This is a genomic window from Thalassospira lohafexi, from assembly GCF_002844275.1.
In the GTDB taxonomy this organism is placed as follows: Bacteria; Pseudomonadota; Alphaproteobacteria; order Rhodospirillales; family Thalassospiraceae; genus Thalassospira; species Thalassospira lohafexi.
Map to the genome: position 1 here is coordinate 811,332 of NZ_NXGX01000001.1, position 16,941 is coordinate 828,272.

At 52.5% G+C, this 16,941-nt stretch carries 18 protein-coding genes; 9 read left to right on the forward strand and 9 right to left on the reverse strand.

The window, feature by feature from the left end:
- Positions 1–6 precede the first annotated feature (6 nt).
- Positions 7–213 carry a YdcH family protein gene (locus tag COO92_RS03695; RefSeq protein WP_022733119.1) on the reverse strand — a complete coding sequence of 69 codons (207 nt, stop codon included), beginning with the start codon at positions 211–213 and terminating at the stop codon, positions 7–9.
- Positions 214–333: 120 nt separating this feature from the next.
- On the opposite strand from COO92_RS03695, the gene COO92_RS03700 reads away from it, so the two are divergent.
- Together COO92_RS03700 and COO92_RS03705 are read left to right on the forward strand one after the other, a co-directional pair.
- On the forward strand, positions 334–1,440 hold the full coding sequence (locus tag COO92_RS03700; RefSeq protein ID WP_101299934.1) for an ATP-dependent 6-phosphofructokinase: 1,107 nt from the start codon (positions 334–336) through the stop codon (positions 1,438–1,440).
- 60 nt (positions 1,441–1,500) lie between these two features.
- Complete coding sequence (locus COO92_RS03705; protein WP_101299936.1) at positions 1,501–1,965, forward strand: TIGR02444 family protein; 465 nt, start codon at positions 1,501–1,503, stop codon at positions 1,963–1,965.
- A gap of 57 nt (positions 1,966–2,022) precedes the next feature.
- On the opposite strand, the gene COO92_RS03710 is transcribed toward COO92_RS03705, so the two are convergent.
- Positions 2,023–2,640, reverse strand: a complete 618-nt coding sequence (locus tag COO92_RS03710; RefSeq protein ID WP_101299938.1) for a UbiX family flavin prenyltransferase — start codon at positions 2,638–2,640, stop codon at positions 2,023–2,025.
- Between the two features lie 115 nt (positions 2,641–2,755).
- On the opposite strand from COO92_RS03710, the gene COO92_RS03715 reads away from it, so the two are divergent.
- Both COO92_RS03715 and COO92_RS03720 read left to right on the forward strand, forming a co-directional pair.
- Entirely contained in the window at positions 2,756–2,920 is a 165-nt protein-coding gene (locus COO92_RS03715; protein ID WP_081649532.1) for a YdcH family protein, read from the forward strand.
- 425 nt (positions 2,921–3,345) lie between these two features.
- The gene (locus COO92_RS03720) at positions 3,346–5,283 is read left to right on the forward strand and encodes a propionyl-CoA synthetase (RefSeq protein WP_101300081.1); all 1,938 of its coding nucleotides are present in this window, start codon (positions 3,346–3,348) and stop codon (positions 5,281–5,283) included.
- Positions 5,284–5,399: 116 nt separating this feature from the next.
- On the opposite strand, the gene COO92_RS03725 is transcribed toward COO92_RS03720, so the two are convergent.
- The 3 genes from COO92_RS03725 to COO92_RS03735 all read right to left on the reverse strand — a co-directional run bounded on the left by COO92_RS03725 (position 5,400) and on the right by COO92_RS03735 (position 8,398).
- A complete protein-coding gene (locus COO92_RS03725) occupies positions 5,400–6,212 on the reverse strand; it encodes a DeoR/GlpR family DNA-binding transcription regulator (RefSeq protein ID WP_101299940.1) in 813 nt (270 codons plus the stop codon).
- A gap of 170 nt (positions 6,213–6,382) precedes the next feature.
- Positions 6,383–7,063, reverse strand: coding sequence for a DUF1013 domain-containing protein (locus COO92_RS03730; protein WP_022733126.1), 681 nt, complete (start codon positions 7,061–7,063; stop codon positions 6,383–6,385).
- Positions 7,064–7,378: 315 nt separating this feature from the next.
- Positions 7,379–8,398, reverse strand: coding sequence for an NAD(P)H-quinone oxidoreductase (locus COO92_RS03735; RefSeq protein ID WP_240626307.1), 1,020 nt, complete (start codon positions 8,396–8,398; stop codon positions 7,379–7,381).
- Positions 8,399–8,526: 128 nt separating this feature from the next.
- Here COO92_RS03735 and COO92_RS03740 point away from each other — a divergent pair, with 128 nt between their 5' ends.
- Together COO92_RS03740 and COO92_RS03745 are read left to right on the forward strand one after the other, a co-directional pair.
- Positions 8,527–8,721, forward strand: a complete 195-nt coding sequence (locus COO92_RS03740) for a DUF1192 domain-containing protein (protein WP_101299941.1) — start codon at positions 8,527–8,529, stop codon at positions 8,719–8,721.
- A gap of 549 nt (positions 8,722–9,270) precedes the next feature.
- The gene (locus COO92_RS03745) at positions 9,271–9,720 is read left to right on the forward strand and encodes a DUF1465 family protein (protein ID WP_101299943.1); all 450 of its coding nucleotides are present in this window, start codon (positions 9,271–9,273) and stop codon (positions 9,718–9,720) included.
- 132 nt (positions 9,721–9,852) lie between these two features.
- On the opposite strand, the gene COO92_RS03750 is transcribed toward COO92_RS03745, so the two are convergent.
- Together COO92_RS03750 and rpmE are read right to left on the reverse strand one after the other, a co-directional pair.
- Complete coding sequence (locus tag COO92_RS03750) at positions 9,853–11,667, reverse strand: adenylate/guanylate cyclase domain-containing protein (RefSeq protein WP_101299944.1); 1,815 nt, start codon at positions 11,665–11,667, stop codon at positions 9,853–9,855.
- Positions 11,668–11,925: 258 nt separating this feature from the next.
- On the reverse strand, positions 11,926–12,150 hold the full coding sequence (gene rpmE, locus COO92_RS03755) for a 50S ribosomal protein L31 (RefSeq protein ID WP_022733132.1): 225 nt from the start codon (positions 12,148–12,150) through the stop codon (positions 11,926–11,928).
- A 280-nt stretch (positions 12,151–12,430) separates the two neighbouring features.
- Here rpmE and cyaY point away from each other — a divergent pair, with 280 nt between their 5' ends.
- Both cyaY and COO92_RS03765 read left to right on the forward strand, forming a co-directional pair.
- Positions 12,431–12,763 carry an iron donor protein CyaY gene (cyaY, locus tag COO92_RS03760; RefSeq protein WP_022733133.1) on the forward strand — a complete coding sequence of 111 codons (333 nt, stop codon included), beginning with the start codon at positions 12,431–12,433 and terminating at the stop codon, positions 12,761–12,763.
- Positions 12,764–12,866: 103 nt separating this feature from the next.
- Positions 12,867–14,606, forward strand: coding sequence for an ABC transporter transmembrane domain-containing protein (locus COO92_RS03765; protein WP_101299946.1), 1,740 nt, complete (start codon positions 12,867–12,869; stop codon positions 14,604–14,606).
- 190 nt (positions 14,607–14,796) lie between these two features.
- On the opposite strand, the gene COO92_RS03770 is transcribed toward COO92_RS03765, so the two are convergent.
- The gene (locus tag COO92_RS03770) at positions 14,797–16,098 is read right to left on the reverse strand and encodes a M23 family metallopeptidase (RefSeq protein ID WP_240626308.1); all 1,302 of its coding nucleotides are present in this window, start codon (positions 16,096–16,098) and stop codon (positions 14,797–14,799) included.
- A 27-nt stretch (positions 16,099–16,125) separates the two neighbouring features.
- On the opposite strand from COO92_RS03770, the gene COO92_RS03775 reads away from it, so the two are divergent.
- On the forward strand, positions 16,126–16,362 hold the full coding sequence (locus COO92_RS03775; protein WP_022733137.1) for a hypothetical protein: 237 nt from the start codon (positions 16,126–16,128) through the stop codon (positions 16,360–16,362).
- 383 nt (positions 16,363–16,745) lie between these two features.
- Here COO92_RS03775 and COO92_RS22175 read toward each other — a convergent pair.
- On the reverse strand, positions 16,746–16,941 hold a 196-nt coding region (locus COO92_RS22175), incomplete at its 5' end, for a hypothetical protein (protein ID WP_206186347.1).

Consider the following 16,941-nt stretch of genomic DNA (forward strand, 5'->3'; position numbering starts at 1 on the left):
CCAAAATCAGGCAATAATATCAGGAACAAGCTGCGACTCGACGTAGCGGATTTCGTCTTTTAAGGCGAGTTTGCGCTTTTTCATGCGGCCCAGACGAAGCTGGTCATGATGCGGGGCGACAACCATTTGTTCGATGGCAATATCGAGATCCCGGTGTTCCTCGCGTAACGACATCAGTCTCTTTTCAATCTCGATCTGATTGATTTCGTCCATTTTTGATCCAGCTTAATAATCAACGCGAAGGGACAATGATATTAACAGATATCAGATAGTGGACCCATATGATTTGTACCACCTTTAAAAACAAATCTGCCGATAGCCGGAGGAAAGTGCATGCGGATCGGAATTTTGACCAGCGGCGGCGACTGTGCAGGGTTGAATGCTGTCATTCTGGCTGTGGTAAGCCGCGCGGTGCTTGGCTATGGCTGGGACGTGATTGGTATCCGACAGGGTGCGCACGGTTTGATGCAGGACCCGCCACAGGCAATTGATCTGAATGATCAGGTCAATAATGACGCGATGCTGCGCATGGGCGGGACGATCCTTGGCACAATTAACAAGGGCGACCCGTTTAACTATCCCATGCCAGATGGCAGCTTTGCCGACCGTTCCGATGACGTGATTAGAGGCTATCGCACCTTGGGGCTGGATGCGTTGATTGGGGTTGGCGGCGATGGCAGCATGGAAATCCTACATCGGCTGGCCATAAAGGGCGGTATTAATCTGGTCGGGATTCCCAAAACCATCGATAACGATCTGGCCCTAACCGAATATTCGGTCGGCTTTACCACGGCGGTCAATGTTGCGGTTGAGGCGCTTGACCGGTTGCAGCCAACCGCAGCATCCCACGACCGGATCATGATCCTTGAGGTCATGGGCCGCGATGCGGGGCATATTGCGCTGTTTGCCGGGGTTGCGGGCGGTGCCGATGCCATTTTGATCCCGGAGATGGATTATGATCTGGATGCGCTGACCGAGCATTGTCTGAATATCCGTAAACGTGGACGCAATCATGCCTTGGTGATTGTTGCCGAGGCGGTCAAACGCGATGACGGGGCGGCCGTGACACAGGGCAATGACGGCCAAAAGGCCCGATATGGCGGCATTGGTCATTGGTTGGCCGATGAGTTGGGCGCGCGGACAGGTTGGGAAACACGTGTGACCGTTCTGGGCCATGTCCAGCGCGGCGGCATTCCATCCCCACGTGATCGGGTGATTGCATCGGCCTTTGGTGTGCATGCGGTTGACCTGATCGCCGATCAGAAATTTGACCGTGTTGTCGCATGGTCGAAACGCAAAGTGATCGATGTTGCGATGAAGGATGTTATTGTTGGCCCGCGGCTGGTCGATACAGCAGGGACAATGGTTTCAACGGCCAAGGGACTTGGGGCCTATATCGGGCAGCCGCCAAAGATTGCACGCACGGCAAAGACGGTGTGATCACCACACCACAGCAAGACACGTTAAAGAAAACAAAAAAGCAAACAGGTTGGGTTTTTGATGGACCATGAAGATGTCTGGCGTTTTACGGTCGAGATGTATGGCCGTGACGGGGTCGCGCCATTATTTTTGACCCTTCAGGAACGATGTGGACTGGATGTGAACATGATGCTGTTCATGTTCTATCTGGGGCAGAAAGGTCGTGCACCACATAGCATTTCGGCACTTGAAATGGCGGTGAAGGACTGGCGCGACAAGGTCATTATTCCGTTGCGCCAAACGCGGCGCTATTTGAAAAATCAACCCCGCGAAACCGCGCAGGCCTTACGTCAGAAAGTCAAATCAGACGAATTGCAGGCCGAACGCATTGAACAGCATATCCTGTGCGACGCGGTTGAAACGATTGAGGCCACTGACCCATTGGCGGCGGCCCATGCCTATTTATCGCCAAACCGCTTTGATTTGACGCAGGCGGAATGCGACGATGCGTTTGATCAGCTTTGTCGATTGATGGGGTTGCGCTGATACGCTGGTGTTCAGCGCATTGATGCGATGCAGACCATACTGCGTCGCTGCCTGCTGTTATTCGCGGTTTCGCGGCTTGCCGGTAACGGGGATGTGGTTTTGGGCATCTTCATCGCCCCAGCGTGCGGTTTCGGGCAGATCAATGTCAAACAGATCAAGAATCCGTCCGCAGCTTTGGGTGACCATCTCATCAAGGGATGTCGGGCGGGCATAAAAGGCCGGAACGGGTGGGGCGATAATCGCACCGTTTTCAGTGGCTTGTGCCATGTTGCGGATATGTCCGGCATGCAGCGGGGTTTCGCGCGCCATCAGCACCAGGCGACGGCGTTCCTTAAGCATCACATCAGCAGCCCGTGCGATCAAATTATCTGCGACTCCGCTTGCAACCTCGGCCAATGACTTCATCGAGCAAGGGGCGATCACCATGCCGCGTACCCGGAACGACCCCGACGCAATCGGGGCCCCAATGTCCGCATTGTCATGCAGCACGTCCGCCATGTCCTTGATTTCGCGAATTTTGTAATCGGTTTCATAGGCGATGGTACGCTCGGCCGCCTTGGAAAGAACCAGATGGGTTTCAATCGGCGTGTTTTTGAGCAACTGCAAAAAACGTATGCCGTAAATCACCCCGGAAGCACCGGTTATGCCAATGATAAGTCGATCTTTTTGCGTCATGCCGATCCTTGCTGGACTGTGTTCTTGTTCACGATGATGATTGAAACACTGGAAATCATGTTACAAAATTAATACCATCTTCTTGTGGGCAATGTCAGATATAAGGAGTAGGCGAATGAGCGTTCAAAGCCATATCGAAGCTCTAACTGCCAAACACGCTGCACTTGAGCAGGACCTCCATCACGAGCAGCGCCGACCGGCGCCAGATGATTCCCTTGTCGCAGACATTAAACGTCGCAAGCTTGAAATCAAGGACGAGATAAACCGAATAACCCATTAGCCGTCCGGGCATGGCCGTAATCACGTGATGATCAGCGTGAACGTGCCAGTGCTGACGGTGTAGCGACCTCGTAAAATCCAATCCTTTATCTTTTGCCGCCTCCGACTGTCGCCCACGACGTGAGGCGGCATTCTCGTGGGCGTCTTTCAAACATTCAATTTGGTTCTGACCCTAATCCTCCCCAAATATACGGTGAGGCCGACGTACCTAGATCACGCCGGCCAAATGACAGGTGTTTTGGAGTAATAATAATCTGCACGTTTCTGCGGATTTTTGGCTCTCTACCAATGTCTAAGGGGTAATTGGAAATTAAATCGGTATTATGATGCCGATTTATTGGCGCATGCCAGTTCATCTGCCCTCTGACCGGATTGTCACCGTTTAATTTATCGGTCAGGGGACTGCGCGCCACACAGACGCATACCATTTGGGCATCAGACCCAACTTTGCGGGAGGACGTTTTGACTATGACCGGTCGCTATCAGGAACTCTATGATCGTTCGATGACCCACTCGGAAGAATTCTGGGCGGAAGCGGCCCAGAAACTGTCCTGGTATAAAAAGTGGGATCGGGTTCTCGATGACAGCAATGCCCCATTTTATCGATGGTTCAGCGGTGGCGAGGTCAATACGTGCTTCAACGCGCTGGATCGCCATATCGAAGATGGACGCGGTGATCAGGCGGCCCTGATTTATGACAGCCCAGTAACGTCCACAGTTGAAACATTCACCTATACCCGTTTGCGCGACGAGGTTGCGCGTCTTGCCGGGGCGTTGCAGGCACGCGGTGTGACCAAAGGCGACCGGGTGATTATCTATATGCCGATGATCCCGCAGGCCGCGATGGCAATGCTGGCTTGTGCGCGGATCGGGGCAATCCATTCCGTGGTGTTTGGGGGCTTTGCCGCCAACGAGCTGGCAACGCGCTTTAATGATGCAAAACCAAAACTGGTTATGGCGGCCAGTTGCGGCGTCGAAGGAAGTCGGGTGATTGAGTATAAGCCGCTTCTTGATCGCGCGATCGAGCGTGCCGATCACAAACCCGAGAGTGTTTTGCTGTTTCAGCGTTCGCAATGCGAGGCACCGATGCAAGATGGTCGGGATTATGACTGGGTTGTTGAATGTGCCAAGGCTGCCCCAGCAGACTGTGTGCCGGTCGCAGCCACCGATCCGCTTTATATCCTTTATACGTCGGGAACCACGGGGCAGCCAAAGGGCGTTGTGCGTGACAACGGCGGACATATGGTCGCACTGCACTGGTCGATGAAGAACATCTACGGCGTTGAGGCTGGTGATGTCTATTGGGCGGCATCAGATGTTGGTTGGGTGGTCGGTCATTCATACATTGTCTATGCGCCGCTTTTGGCGGGCTGTACGACGATCATGTATGAAGGAAAACCGGTTGGAACACCTGATGCCGGCGCGTTTTGGCGGGTGATTTCACAGCATCAGGTCAAGGTGCTGTTTACCGCCCCAACGGCCTTTCGTGCGATCAAGCGTGATGATCCCAATGCAAAGCTGATGGGCGATTACGATCTAAGCTGTTTTGAAGCACTTTATCTGGCCGGGGAGCGTTCCGATCCCGATACCCTGCAATGGGCGGAGAAAAGTCTTGGTGTGCCGGTGATTGATCATTGGTGGCAGACCGAAACCGGCTGGCCGATTTGTGCCAATCCGCGCGGGGTTGAATTGCTGCCAATTAAATATGGTTCACCGACGGTAGCTGTCTGTGGCTGGGATGTTCAGGTGGTGGACGAAGGCGGCAATTGCCTTGAACGGGGCAAGATTGGTGCATTGGTTGCCAAGTTACCGTTGCCGCCGGGAACATTGCCGACGCTTTGGCAGAACGAAGACCGATTTAAATCATCCTATCTGGAAGAATTCCCGGGATATTACGCCACCGGGGATGCCGGCTTTATTGACGAAGATGGCTATATCTATGTCATGTCGCGTACCGATGACATTATCAATGTCGCCGGACATCGTTTATCGACGGGCGGGATGGAAGAAGTTCTGTCAGGCCATCAGGATGTTGCCGAATGTGCGGTCATTGGTGTGCATGATGATCTTAAGGGGCAATTGCCGCTGGGCTTTGTGGTGCTGAAATCCGGGGTGACCCGACCGCATGATACGATCATTGCTGAAATTGTTGCGATGGTTCGCGATCAGATCGGCCCGGTGGCGGCATTCAAGCAGGCAACGATTGTGGATCGGTTACCCAAAACCCGGTCGGGTAAAATACTGCGTAAAACAATGCGGTCGATTGCTGATGGGGAAAGTTACAACACCCCGGCGACGATTGATGATCCGGCGATTTTGCCAGAAATTGCTGATGCGCTTAAAGAGATCGGCTACGCCAAATAATGCAAACTCCTTCACCTTGCTTGCATGAAGCAAATTGGCACCCGTCATTTTCACAATGACGGGTGCTTCTTTGTGCGTGCCGTTACGTTCGATACCAAGAGCGAGAAGGGCGGACCTTAGCTATCGTCGTTTGGCATGAAAAAGGTCGGGAAATCGGAGTTTGCTTCGGGGATGTGAAGATCAACTCCGGCCTTTGAGATCATCTGTGAGATGTGATCAGGCGGCAGGCGGTCGGTAAAGAATGCGGTAACCTGTGTGATCGAGCCACCGCGAACAACCGCGTTGCGTCCAAACTTGGTGTGATCCGCAACCAGATAGTTTTTGCGCGAATTTTTCAGGATGGCGGACCGGGCACGGACTTCCTGTTCGTCGAAATCAAGCAGACTGCCGTCGCTTTCAATTCCGCCAACCCCAAAGATACCGTAATCAACTTTGTAGCTGTTAAAGAACTCTTCGACTTCGGGGCCAAGCACGTCCCGGTCGCGGTTGCGCAAGCGTCCACCGATCAAGGTAACATCAAAACTGTCGTTAGTTGCCGCAACATAGGCAACATTCAGATTGTTGGTAAATATCCGTAAATTGCGATGTTGCAAAAGCGCGCTTGCCACCAGTTCCGGTGTGGTGCCAATGGAAAAGAACAGCGATGCCTCATCAGGAATCGCACGTGCAACCAGTGCCGCAATTTTACGTTTTTCGTTAACGTTGAGAACCTTGCGCGCCCGATAAGCGATGTTTTCATGTTCAAGGGCGGGTTCAACGCCGCCATGGCGGCGGCGCAAGAGGCCTTCTTCACACAGGGCGTTTACATCCCGTCGGATCGTTTGTGGTGTGACGTCAAAGCGTTCTGCCAATTGTTCGATGGTGCGAAAACCATCGGCGCGAACAAGTTCAACAATGCCAGCTTGGCGTTCGGTTGGACGTTTTTGCATGGAAACGTTTCTTCGGTGTTGTTCGTCTGAAAAGCTGGCGCATGGTATGCCGTGCGTATGTCGGTTCCGTTACAGTTTAACGGCGTTCATATGAAACAAATCATACGCGTTTTTTGTGGGGCGGCTCAAAGAAAAAAGGCCGCCTGTAAAAGGCGGCCTTTTGAAAGAAATCAGGAACGGAAGAGGTTTTCCGCGGCTTCCATGTAATCGGAAGTCTTGAGGTCTTCTTTCTTGTCGCTTTTTTTCTTGCCCGGGAAATCTGGTTCCGGATTGATCTGCAATTCTTCTGGCAGCGGATCGGGCTCGACGTTGGTGACAATCTTTTCGGGATTTTTGGAACGCGCGATCACGACCTGTTTTTCAAGGTCAAGTTCGGTGCAAAGGCCCATTGTTACCGGGTTACGCGGTGCAAGGTTTGCTGAGTTCCAGTGGCTCTTGTCACGGATTTTGCCGATCGTATCCTTGGTGGTACCGATCAGTTTGCAAACCTGTGCGTCCGACAGTTCCGGGTGATGCTTAAGCAGCCAAGCAATCGCATTCGGGCGATCCTGGCGCTTGGAAACCGGGGTGTAACGGGCACCTTTGGACTGCGCGCGCGGGCGCGGCAAATCGCTTTTGGCCATTTTCAAAAGAGCACGCGGATCTTGTTCGCAACGCGTGATTTCTTCCTGGGTCAATTGGCTGTTGGCGACCGGGTCACGGCCAACAATGCCCTGACTGACGTCACCGTCGGCAATGGCCTGAATTTCCAGCTCGTGCAGTTCGGTAAAGGCAGCAATCTGCCGGAACGACAAGCCGGTATTGTCGATAAGCCATACAGCGGTTGCTTTGGGCATGAGGGGCTGTGCCATAATTCCTCCTAGTTTCCTTTTATCTCTCTGGAGACCGGCGATGGGTCTAAGCCCAAATACGCAGGAATGTATGCCCCAGAATATAATCTCTTTTGGTGATCCGGCAATGCTGCGAAGGCAACCACGAGTGTTGCCGCGCATCAACGGACCCGCCACAGCGTTCTTTTCGATCAATGTGCGGTTAAATGCAACAATCTGTTGCGGGTTTGCCAAAAGAATATTTCTTCCGCGTGCCGCAATCTATGGACTGTCACCCAAGATCGGTCAGACTTTACGTGCCAACCGTTATCCGTAAGCGATTGAAAGTGCCTCAATCTACACCTCAAGTATCACTTTTCCGACATGGGCGCCACCCTTCAAAATCGCGTGGGCGTCATCGGCATCACAAAGCGGCAATGTTTTATAAATCACCGGTGCGATTTTGCCCGCCTCAATCAATGGCCATACCTTTTCACGCAGGCTTTGTGCAATCGCACCTTTGTTTGCCACCGGCTGTGCGCGCAGTGTTGATCCCATCAGGGTCAGGCGTTTAAGCAATAGCGGGGTGAAATTGGTTTCTGCCTTTGGACCATTCAGGAAGGCAATAATCAGAATACGGGCTTCGACGGCGGCGGCCTTGAAGTTGCGACTGACATAATCGCCCGCAACCATATCAAGGATGACGTTTGCGCCTTTGCCAGCGGTGGCGGTTTTGACTTCTTCGACAAAGTCGTGAGTCTTGTAGTTGATGGCGATATCGGCGCCAAGTTCCCGGCAGACCTGACATTTCTCGTCAGTTCCGGCGGTTGTTATGACTTTGACGCCAAATGCCTTGGCCAACTGAATGGCGGTTGTGCCAATGCCCGACGTCCCGCCGTGCACAAGCAATGTTTCGCCCGCGCTCAAACCGGCCTTGTCAAACAGGTTGTGCCAGACGGTAAAGAACGTCTCGGGAAGGCCAGCCGCCTCAACCATGCTAAGCCCGTTTGGCACCGGAAGGCACTGTGCGGCGGGTACCGCAGCATATTGGGCATAACCACCCCCGGTCACCAAGGCGCAGACTGTGTCGCCAATCTGCCAGTCAGTCACATCTGCACCGGTGGCAACGATTTCACCGGCCAGTTCCAACCCGACAATTGAGGATGCACCGGCTGGTGGTGGGTACATGCCCGCAACCTGCATCAGATCAGGGCGGTTGACCCCGCTTGCACGAACACGCACCAGAACGTCTTCTGGTCCAAATTCGGGCAGGGCCGTTTCCCCCAATGCCAAATAAGGCTTTTCACGGTCGTTGCGTATTTCGATGGCCTGCATGTGTTTGGGCAAGTCGGGCTTTTGCAAATCGGACTGTGACATAACGACCTCCGTGGCGAATGGAAACATTTGTGCCTATCTCATAACGGTAAAAGACGGCTGGGAAAACCAACAAACCCTTAAATCAACGAACGGGTACAGGTATGATGTTCGCAGCAATTTAATGGAGGATGGTCGTGAACGAGGATGATCTGGTAACCGCGAAAGCGAAAGAATTTGGTTTGCCACGCAATCTTGAAGGCATGTCTGTAGACAGTTTGCATGCGTATCGCACCGCATTGGAACAAGAGATTGCCAATGTCGAGTATGCGCTTTCACATCGTGAAGGTGCGTTGGCTGGTGCACAGGCGCTGTTTAAGTCCTGATGGCAATATCGAGCTGTCTAGCAAAGCAGACAAGGTCCTCGTTCCAAGCAATCATTTGGCCGTGGTTTTGCCCGGTGCATGTTGTGCGTATCAGATGTCGCCGTTTATTAGACGTAAGGATAAATTTTTAAACCTTGGGTTAATTGAAATTTAAACTTGCGGTCTTATATATGGATTACGGGTCACTTGTTGACCCCTTGTCGAACGTGATGTTTCGATGCCTCCCTGTTAAACTGGACCGCCCTTCATTAGGGCGGTTCTTTTTGTTTAGTTGATTAGAGAATTGCTTGTGTAAGCGGGCTTGTCCCATGTGAGAAAGATCGCGCAGGGACATACGGGTTAATACGTATTGTCACAATTGTGCAATTAATAGCCTTGACCGCTTATGAACCGCTGGCTAATGTTCGCGCACAAGAAGAACAAAACTTAAAAAAAGTCCGGCAAGTTTAGCAGGTTGAGGTGAGGCCGCCCTAGAAAGGGCGGTCTTTCTATTTGGTGCTCAATAGAACGATCCTTGAAGCCTGCCTGTGTCTTTCCAATATACTTTTAATGGACCAAGAGCACCCAGCGGCGTCAGGTCAGGCGTCCTACAAAAGCAATTTCGCAGTCGTTCATTTTTCGCGAACCTATGATGAGGCCTTCACCTTGCTTGTGGAGGCACGAAATTATCTTTCTGCACATAGAAAAAATCGCGGAAAACCGGGGCGATCTGTTGACGCCATGACGCAATGCTTGGAAGAAATGCGCATGACAACGCGTTTGATCCGTGCGATGGGGTGGCTTTTGACAGTGCGGGCGGTTGAGGCCGGTGAAATAGACTGGGACGAAGCCGTTGATACCGACAACCTCATGACTGATCTTCGGGTCTGCATTGATGATCAACGCGCACAATGTGCATTCCTGTCCCCAGAGTTGCTTGATCTTATGGAACGCGCCCACGGGCTTTATATGCGTGCTGCGCGGATGGAGCTTCAGGTGGCTGCGCGCTGCAATGCCTGATCCTGGTTTCTCCCCCAACAAACACCCCTGAGACGGGGCTTCCTCCCATACACGCTTAAACAGCCAGTGCATGAGCATGGAGGGCGGCTAGAAATATGTCTGCTCGGGAAGGGGGCTTGGGAGGTGAGCTGCTTAGACGCGTGAGGTCGCGGAAAACACTTCTATTGGCTCGGCAAAGCCCTTCATCGTACGTGTGCCCTGAGAGGTAAAGTTGGCGCGACTGCCGGCATAGGTGTTCTTGGTGTTCTGGGACACCAGAATTTCGTCCCCGCCAGCTTGGGCGCAAACGCGTGCGGCAAGCTGAACGACAGTCCCAAACAGATCATTTTCTTCGGCAATGGCCTCGCCGCTATTGATCCCGATCCGGATCTGGAATTTCAGGTCCTGACTGGCGTTATGTGACGCCATGTTTTTCTGGATTTCAATTGCGGCCTCAACGGAGCTTGCCGAAGACGGGAAGACAGCCATGATGCCGTCACCCATATGTTTGACTTCCTTGCCATAGTTATTGATCAAGGCCGTCCGTACGATCTGGTTGTGGATATGGACCATTTGCTGCGCGCCATGATCACCCAGTTCCTGTGTTTTCTGGGTCGAATTGACGATATCGGTGAACATCAGTGCATGCAGTTTTTTTCCAGCAGTACCTTGCGGTCCGGCGGCGGGCTTTTCGCTCCAGCTTTCCAGTGCCTTTGAGACGGATACATTTATGCTGGTTTCATCTTCGATATAGGAGGCCATGGATTGGCGTCCTGCGCCGTACATGTCCTTATATTTCGGCTCAAGGATGTAGTTGTCTACATTCTTGCAAAACGTGTCTGCCATGCCTTTGTTGGCACCAAGGGCCGTGATGCAATCACGTAGAACCGCGCGGCCATCTTTTTGTTGAAGAGCATTTTTCTCACTGCATGCATCACACGCCCCGGCGACATAAAGGTTCACACCGAATTTGTGATAGGCATCCAGATTGGGGACATTTTTGCGAATTGCGCGCATTGAGCCGGAAATAAATGCCTTCATTTTGTCGCGGGTCTTACGCATATCGGGCGTTTCGACAAGCGGTGCATCAGGGATATCGTCGCTTTGTGCATTTTCGTTGCTGTCGACGTTATCCTCGGCTGATACCGGATCGGTGTTTTCGCTATCCTGCGGGACATCGTTTTCGCTGATTTCAGCAGCAAGCTCGGCAGCCGACTTCTTCGATCCAGACATTTCCGAGGAGTTATACCCCCCAAACGATCCATGGCCGGTCGATTGAGCCGCTTTTACGCTGCGCTGGTTCGGTTGTGATGTTCGTGCTGATGACGGGTTTCTGCCGTTACCTTTGTATTTTTTGGTAACCGACATCAGCATCGGTACGACGCTGGCAAGGAAGCCGACGGTAAAGGAGACGAAGTTGGCCTTGTCGTAGAAACCCTGACTAATGGTAACACCCATACTGGGCAGATATTCAAGCCCCTTTGCCGCGGCAAGCATTGCAGCGAGCCCAATCGCGATAGAGACACAAAAGGCGATCGCCATCTTCAGGATAAGACCGATCAGCCCATGTTCACCGGATTCAGTACTGTTGTGTCTTACGACGGGTTTCTTGGCCGGTGCAGGTTTTTGTGCTTTTGGGGCGCAATTTGCCACAGGCTGCTCAAACGCTGCCGGTTTGGCAGCAGGTTTTGGCGCAGGGGCCTTGGCTTGCTTGTCAGGGGACGCTTTGCCGCCTTTATCGCGGGTTTCGTAAATGACGTAGTCGTCGGAGCTGTTGGTGCCGTGATTGTAAACTTCGCGAATCACCTTTACCGCAGATACATGTGCGGCGCGTTCGATCTGCTTTGCTTCTTCCTCGGCCTGCTTTTTTTGCGCACCACTAAAGTGGGCGTGGATTTGCCAACGCCCTGAACGGTCTTTTACATAGACCTCATAACTTACCTGGTTACGCGCAGCCACTTGGTTCATTTACAAGCCTGGTAACTCTTACAAACCGAAACAGACAGCAAATTTGATGCTGTCGCAGTACGGCGAATTATGAATTATGGCAAAAAAATGCCCGATTCACCATCAGATATGACGGTGCAGTCGATTATTTGACGGTTTTCAACAGGTTTTCTGTCGGATGGAGCCGCCGATTTGGTCCTCTGGCAAAGAAAAACGCCCGCGGCATCAAGAAGATGCGGCGGGCGCTGATCCGTAAGAACACAAAGAAGTGTTCTTTGCTTAATTACCGATGTTGAAACCAGCGAAGCGCTTTTTGAATTTCGCAAGCTGCCCGCCGCTATCGAGAAGACGGTGAACACCAGTCCAAGCCGGGTGGCTTTTTGGATCGATGTCGAGCTTCATCAGGTCGCCAGGTTTACCCCAGGTCGACTGTGTGGTGAAGCTGCTGCCGTCAGTCATCTGAACGGTGATCTCATGGTAATCGGGATGGATATCTTTTTTCATCGCCTAATCACTCCGGAATTTGAAGCGCGGTGTATAGTGTAAAAAATCGGCTCGCGCAACCCCTGTAACCGGTAATTATCCGATTAACGTAAATAGATAGGGAGTGCAGTAGCGATCTCGCGGTCGTTTAGCAGTCCGCAGCCCACGTTTCAAGCTTTTCTCGCAGGCACGTTCTTATGCATACTTGCACAGCACTCTTTATATAGTATGGTGCGCCAACAAACGATTATCGCCTATGCGGGGGCTTGGTTTCCCGCGATGACAGACGGAGAACAGGACTGTGGCCCTTGAGGAAACGCGCTTTCATCAGATTGCAGACGACACCATTGAAAATCTCTCGGATACCATTGATGACGCGCTGGGGGACTCCATTGACGTCGATTTGCAGTCAGGAATTCTGACCATCGAACTCGATTCGGGTGAGCAATTCATCGTCAATAAGCACGGTCCCAACCGTCAGGTCTGGCTTTCGTCACCTGTGAGTGGTGCCAGCCATTATGACTTTGACGACGATAATGAGACATGGACCTCGACCCGTGGATCCACGACCTTAAACGATCAATTATCTGCCGATCTGGCTGTAAAGACCGGGCATAAACTTGATCTTGGCTGATCTGTGATCGGCTTTCGTGTTTCCTTTGAGTACGGGATAGGGTGCCGTGGCGCGTAGACCTTCTGCTTCCGCAAAATTGTCCGACCGCGAAACAAGTCGGGATATGTCCTCTTTACGGGCAATCTTGCCGTTTATCGCGCCCTATCGCCTGCAGCTTGTCGGGGCGTTGCTTGCGCTGGTGACGGCATCCGGTACGGTATTGGCCTTGGGCAATGGTTTGCGCATGCTGGTCGATCAGGGCTTTGCCGAAGGGGATGGCACGCTGCTTGATCGTGCGCTGTTTGTGCTGTTTGGGGTGACTGTACTGCTGGCGGGCGCAAGTTATGTGCGGTTTTATCTGGTGTCGTGGATTGGCGAACGTGTGGTCGCTGATATCCGGTCGGCTGTTTATCGCCATATCATCCGACTTGATCAGGGATTCTTTGAAGTTACCCGCACGGGTGAAGTTCTGTCGCGGCTTACCACCGATACGACACTGCTTCAGGCCGTTATCGGGTCTAGTGTTTCAATCGCCCTGCGCAACATCCTGATGTTCATTGGCGGGCTGTCGATGTTGGCCATCACCAGCCCCAAGCTGACGGCACTTGTGCTTCTTGTCGTGCCCTTGGTGGTCGTGCCGATCATTGGTTACGGGCGGCGCGTGCGGCGTTTGTCACGCGAGTCTCAGGACCGGGTTGCCGATGTCAGCGCGTTCTCCGAAGAAACGCTGAATGCCTTGCGCACGGTGCAGGCCTATACCCACGAAGAAATTGAAAGTGCCCGGTTTGGCGGTTTCGTCGAAGGGGCCTTTAAAACCGCGGTTGCACGTATCTCGGCGCGCGCTCTTTTGACCGCCATTGTCATTGTCATGGTGTTTGGTGCGGTTGGAACGATCCTCTGGATTGGCGGGCATGATGTTCTTGATGGCACGATCTCGGCGGGGGAGCTTTCTGCATTTGTTTTTTATGCGGTGGTGGTTGCCGGGTCTGTTGGTGCGATCAGCGAAGTGATAGGCGACTTGCAGCGCGCTGCTGGTGCCGCCGAACGGCTGGTGGCGTTGCTGGCGACCAAGCCATCAATCGACGCACCTGAAAATCCAATTGCCTTGCCAGTACCCCATCAGGGGTATGTCAGTTTTGACAACGTAACGTTCCATTACCCGGCACGACCGGATAATTCCGCGCTTGAAGGATTTTCGCTTAAGGTCAAACGCGGCGAAACGGTTGCGCTTGTTGGGCCGTCAGGTGCAGGAAAAACCACGGTGTTTCAGCTTTTGCTGCGGTTTTATGACCCCGACAGCGGGATCATTTGCGTTGATGATGTCAATATCCGCGATGCCAACCCGGTTGAGGTGCGCGAACGGATCGGGCTTGTTGCGCAGGATCCGGTGATCTTTGCTGCCAATGCGTGGGAGAACATCCGCTATGGCCGTCCGGGTGCATCCGATGAGGATGTCCGTGCCGCCGCCGACGCCGCATACGCGACTGAATTCCTTGAACGCTTGCCCGAAGGTTTCGACAGTTTCCTTGGCGAAAAGGGCGTTCGATTGTCGGGCGGGCAGCGTCAACGTATTGCCATAGCACGCGCGATCTTGCGCAACCCGTCGGTGTTGTTACTTGATGAAGCGACCAGTGCGCTTGATGCTGAAAGCGAACAGGTTGTTCAAAAGGCACTTGAAACCATCATGAAAGAACGCACCACGCTGGTCATTGCCCATCGTTTGGCAACCGTGCTGCATGCGGACCGGATTGCGGTGATTGATGATGGTAAACTGGTTGCCATTGGCACCCATCAAGAATTGCTCGAAAGCTCACCGCTTTATGGGCGCTTGGCAAAGCTGCAATTTGAACGCGATGCTGCCTAACAACCTTTAAAGTCTCACCGTTGATTTGATGCTCCATGACAAAAGCCCCTGCCATCAGGTCAGGGGCTTTTTTGTCGGTACTTCAGTGCTGTGAACTTAACGGGTCAGGGACCGGGCGATACCACCAACAAAAAAGCCCGCCGGTTTGGCGGGCTTTTGTCTGGCAATATATTGCCGTGTTGGACGGTGTTTAATCCGCGCTGGCGATCTTTCTGTTTTCAAGTGACAGCTCGGCATATTGTTTGCGCAGGATTTGTGCGTCGGCCAGGAATGTCTCAAGCTCTTTGTCTTTAAGCTTTTTGCCACTTGGCATCTTGATCCGCATCGGATTGACCTGCACGTTGTCTTTGAGGATTTCATAATGCAGGTGCGGTCCGGTGACACGGCCGGTTGCGCCGACATAACCAATAACGTCGCCCTGTTTAACGCGCGACCCCTGACGCAGGCCTTTGGCAAAGCCTGTCATGTGGGCATAGGCGGTTGAGTAGGAATCATTGTGACGAATACGGATATAGTTGCCATAGCTGCTATAGGGGCCGATCCGCGCGATGCTTCCGTTACCGGCGGCAAAGATCGGGGTGCCCGGTGGGGCGGCAAAATCGACGCCCTTATGCATTTTGGTATAGCCAAGAACCGGATGCTTGCGGCCACCATAGCCCGAAGACAGGCGTGCACCGTTGATCGGGGTACGCATCAGGGCACGACGATAAGACTCACCCTTCTGATTATAGAAGTCGGTGTCGCCATGGCTGTCGGTATAGGAATAAAGCCGGACTTCATGACCGCTCAGCGTCATGCTGGCGTAAATAACATCACCATACCGAACGCGTTCGCCGGCATCGTTGTTCAGTTCCTGATACATCACTTCAAAGCTGTCACCCGGCTGGATGTCGCGCTGGAAGTCGACTTCATAGGAATAAAGCTCGATCATTTCCATCAGAACCGGCAGGGGAACACCGTTGCGCTCTGCGGCAAGGAACAGGCTTTGTTCGATCGTACCTGCGGCAACATTCTGGGCCGTCGTCAGTTCGATCTTATCTGATGATGCATTAAAACCATCGTCAGTGCGTGAGACGGAAACAATTGTTTCCGGGTCTGGCTGGAAACTTAAAACATCAAGCAGTTCATCACTGTCTTGCGTGTCACCGGAATACACCAGTTCAAATTCCTGACCAGCGCGCAGTTTGCGCGGATTGTAAACATCCCGCAGCGCTTCAATCGCATCATAGGCGATGGTGCGCTCAAGCCCGCTGGCAGTTAAAACTGCCATCAAGTTTGATCCCTGTTCAAGCACGACCGTCTCATGACGGGGTGACTGATCGGGAATACTTGCTGTTTCGGTGATGCTTTCAACCGAGTGCTGTGTTTCAGCAGCACTCGCCGATAAGGCTGTATCTGTAGCGTTGGAATAATGATCGGAAAGCAGATATCCCGCTGTTCCCCCAAGAATTGCCATCACAGTGACAATAGATGCCAAGTCTCTTCCGGCCATCGCCGTAGAACTCCCCTAGAACCAAAAATGCAGTATGCTCAACCCGTTGCTCTTTTTGGCAACATCGGCCAGAAACCTTATACAAAAAAGTCAGGCCGTTGTGAAATGCCAATTAACAAGGGTATTGCATTGCCCTATCGGACATCATGGCGCTATTTCCTTTACGAACCGTTGAAGAAGTTACGCGCCATTTCGATGCTGGGCGGCGCTGAGGTGCCACCTGACAATGGCAAGATAAAGGCGCGTAATGACCAAAGTTCATAAAGACAGATGCCCGGCGCCATCAAAATTGCGGTCTCTCGGGCAATGAAAATGCTTCGTTTCCCGGATAACCGGGCAGGCTTCGTAAATTAAAACAAACGTTTGTCGGTAATGCGGGCTGCTTTGATCCAGGTCGACGTGGGGCATCGGGCTATACTTTTCCGGTGAAGAAAAAAATGCATCTTCGCAGGAGGAGGTGCTGAGCCTAAGAAATTTGCCGAAATTTATGAATGCAACTGATCTGCGTTGGGGCGACAAACAGACACGTATATATGTGGGTTAAAATCGAGGTTGGTTTTGCGGATCTGAATGTCTCGGAAAGGTGAGGAATTAAGAGCCTTATGAATGCGGATTGATCTTTCTGGTTTATCGGTGGCTGTGTGTCGTCAATCAGTGGGTGAAAGTGCGGCAAGTGGCCATTTTCGGTGTTTTGCAAGCCGTTTGAAGTTTTTGCATTTTAGATGCATTTTTTCGCCAAAAAGGGTTTGACAGTTCTGTGACTGCACCCTATAACCCGCCTCCACCGACGAGGCGCGGCGCTGACGAGATTGGCGACGCGGGTTAGACGGTTTAAGGTTTCGG

Excerpts from the sequence above, each read along its gene's own strand:
- COO92_RS03725 (WP_101299940.1), bottom strand. The coding sequence starts at position 6,212 with ATGCAAAAACGTCCAACCGAACGCCAAGCTGGCATTGTTGAACTTGTT.
- COO92_RS03730 (WP_022733126.1), bottom strand. The coding sequence starts at position 7,063 with ATGGCACAGCCCCTCATGCCCAAAGCAACCGCTGTATGGCTTATCGAC.
- COO92_RS03765 (WP_101299946.1), top strand. The coding sequence starts at position 12,867 with ATGTCCTCTTTACGGGCAATCTTGCCGTTTATCGCGCCCTATCGCCTG.
- COO92_RS03700 (WP_101299934.1), top strand. The coding sequence starts at position 334 with ATGCGGATCGGAATTTTGACCAGCGGCGGCGACTGTGCAGGGTTGAAT.
- COO92_RS03770 (WP_240626308.1), bottom strand. The coding sequence starts at position 16,098 with ATGGCCGGAAGAGACTTGGCATCTATTGTCACTGTGATGGCAATTCTT.
- COO92_RS03710 (WP_101299938.1), bottom strand. The coding sequence starts at position 2,640 with ATGACGCAAAAAGATCGACTTATCATTGGCATAACCGGTGCTTCCGGG.
- COO92_RS03740 (WP_101299941.1), top strand. The coding sequence starts at position 8,527 with ATGGTCGTGAACGAGGATGATCTGGTAACCGCGAAAGCGAAAGAATTT.
- rpmE (WP_022733132.1), bottom strand. The coding sequence starts at position 12,150 with ATGAAAAAAGATATCCATCCCGATTACCATGAGATCACCGTTCAGATG.
- COO92_RS03715 (WP_081649532.1), top strand. The coding sequence starts at position 2,756 with ATGAGCGTTCAAAGCCATATCGAAGCTCTAACTGCCAAACACGCTGCA.
- COO92_RS03705 (WP_101299936.1), top strand. The coding sequence starts at position 1,501 with ATGGACCATGAAGATGTCTGGCGTTTTACGGTCGAGATGTATGGCCGT.
- COO92_RS03695 (WP_022733119.1), bottom strand. The coding sequence starts at position 213 with ATGGACGAAATCAATCAGATCGAGATTGAAAAGAGACTGATGTCGTTA.
- COO92_RS03735 (WP_240626307.1), bottom strand. The coding sequence starts at position 8,398 with ATGTCACAGTCCGATTTGCAAAAGCCCGACTTGCCCAAACACATGCAG.
- COO92_RS03745 (WP_101299943.1), top strand. The coding sequence starts at position 9,271 with ATGGACCAAGAGCACCCAGCGGCGTCAGGTCAGGCGTCCTACAAAAGC.
- COO92_RS03775 (WP_022733137.1), top strand. The coding sequence starts at position 16,126 with ATGCAGTATGCTCAACCCGTTGCTCTTTTTGGCAACATCGGCCAGAAA.
- COO92_RS03750 (WP_101299944.1), bottom strand. The coding sequence starts at position 11,667 with ATGAACCAAGTGGCTGCGCGTAACCAGGTAAGTTATGAGGTCTATGTA.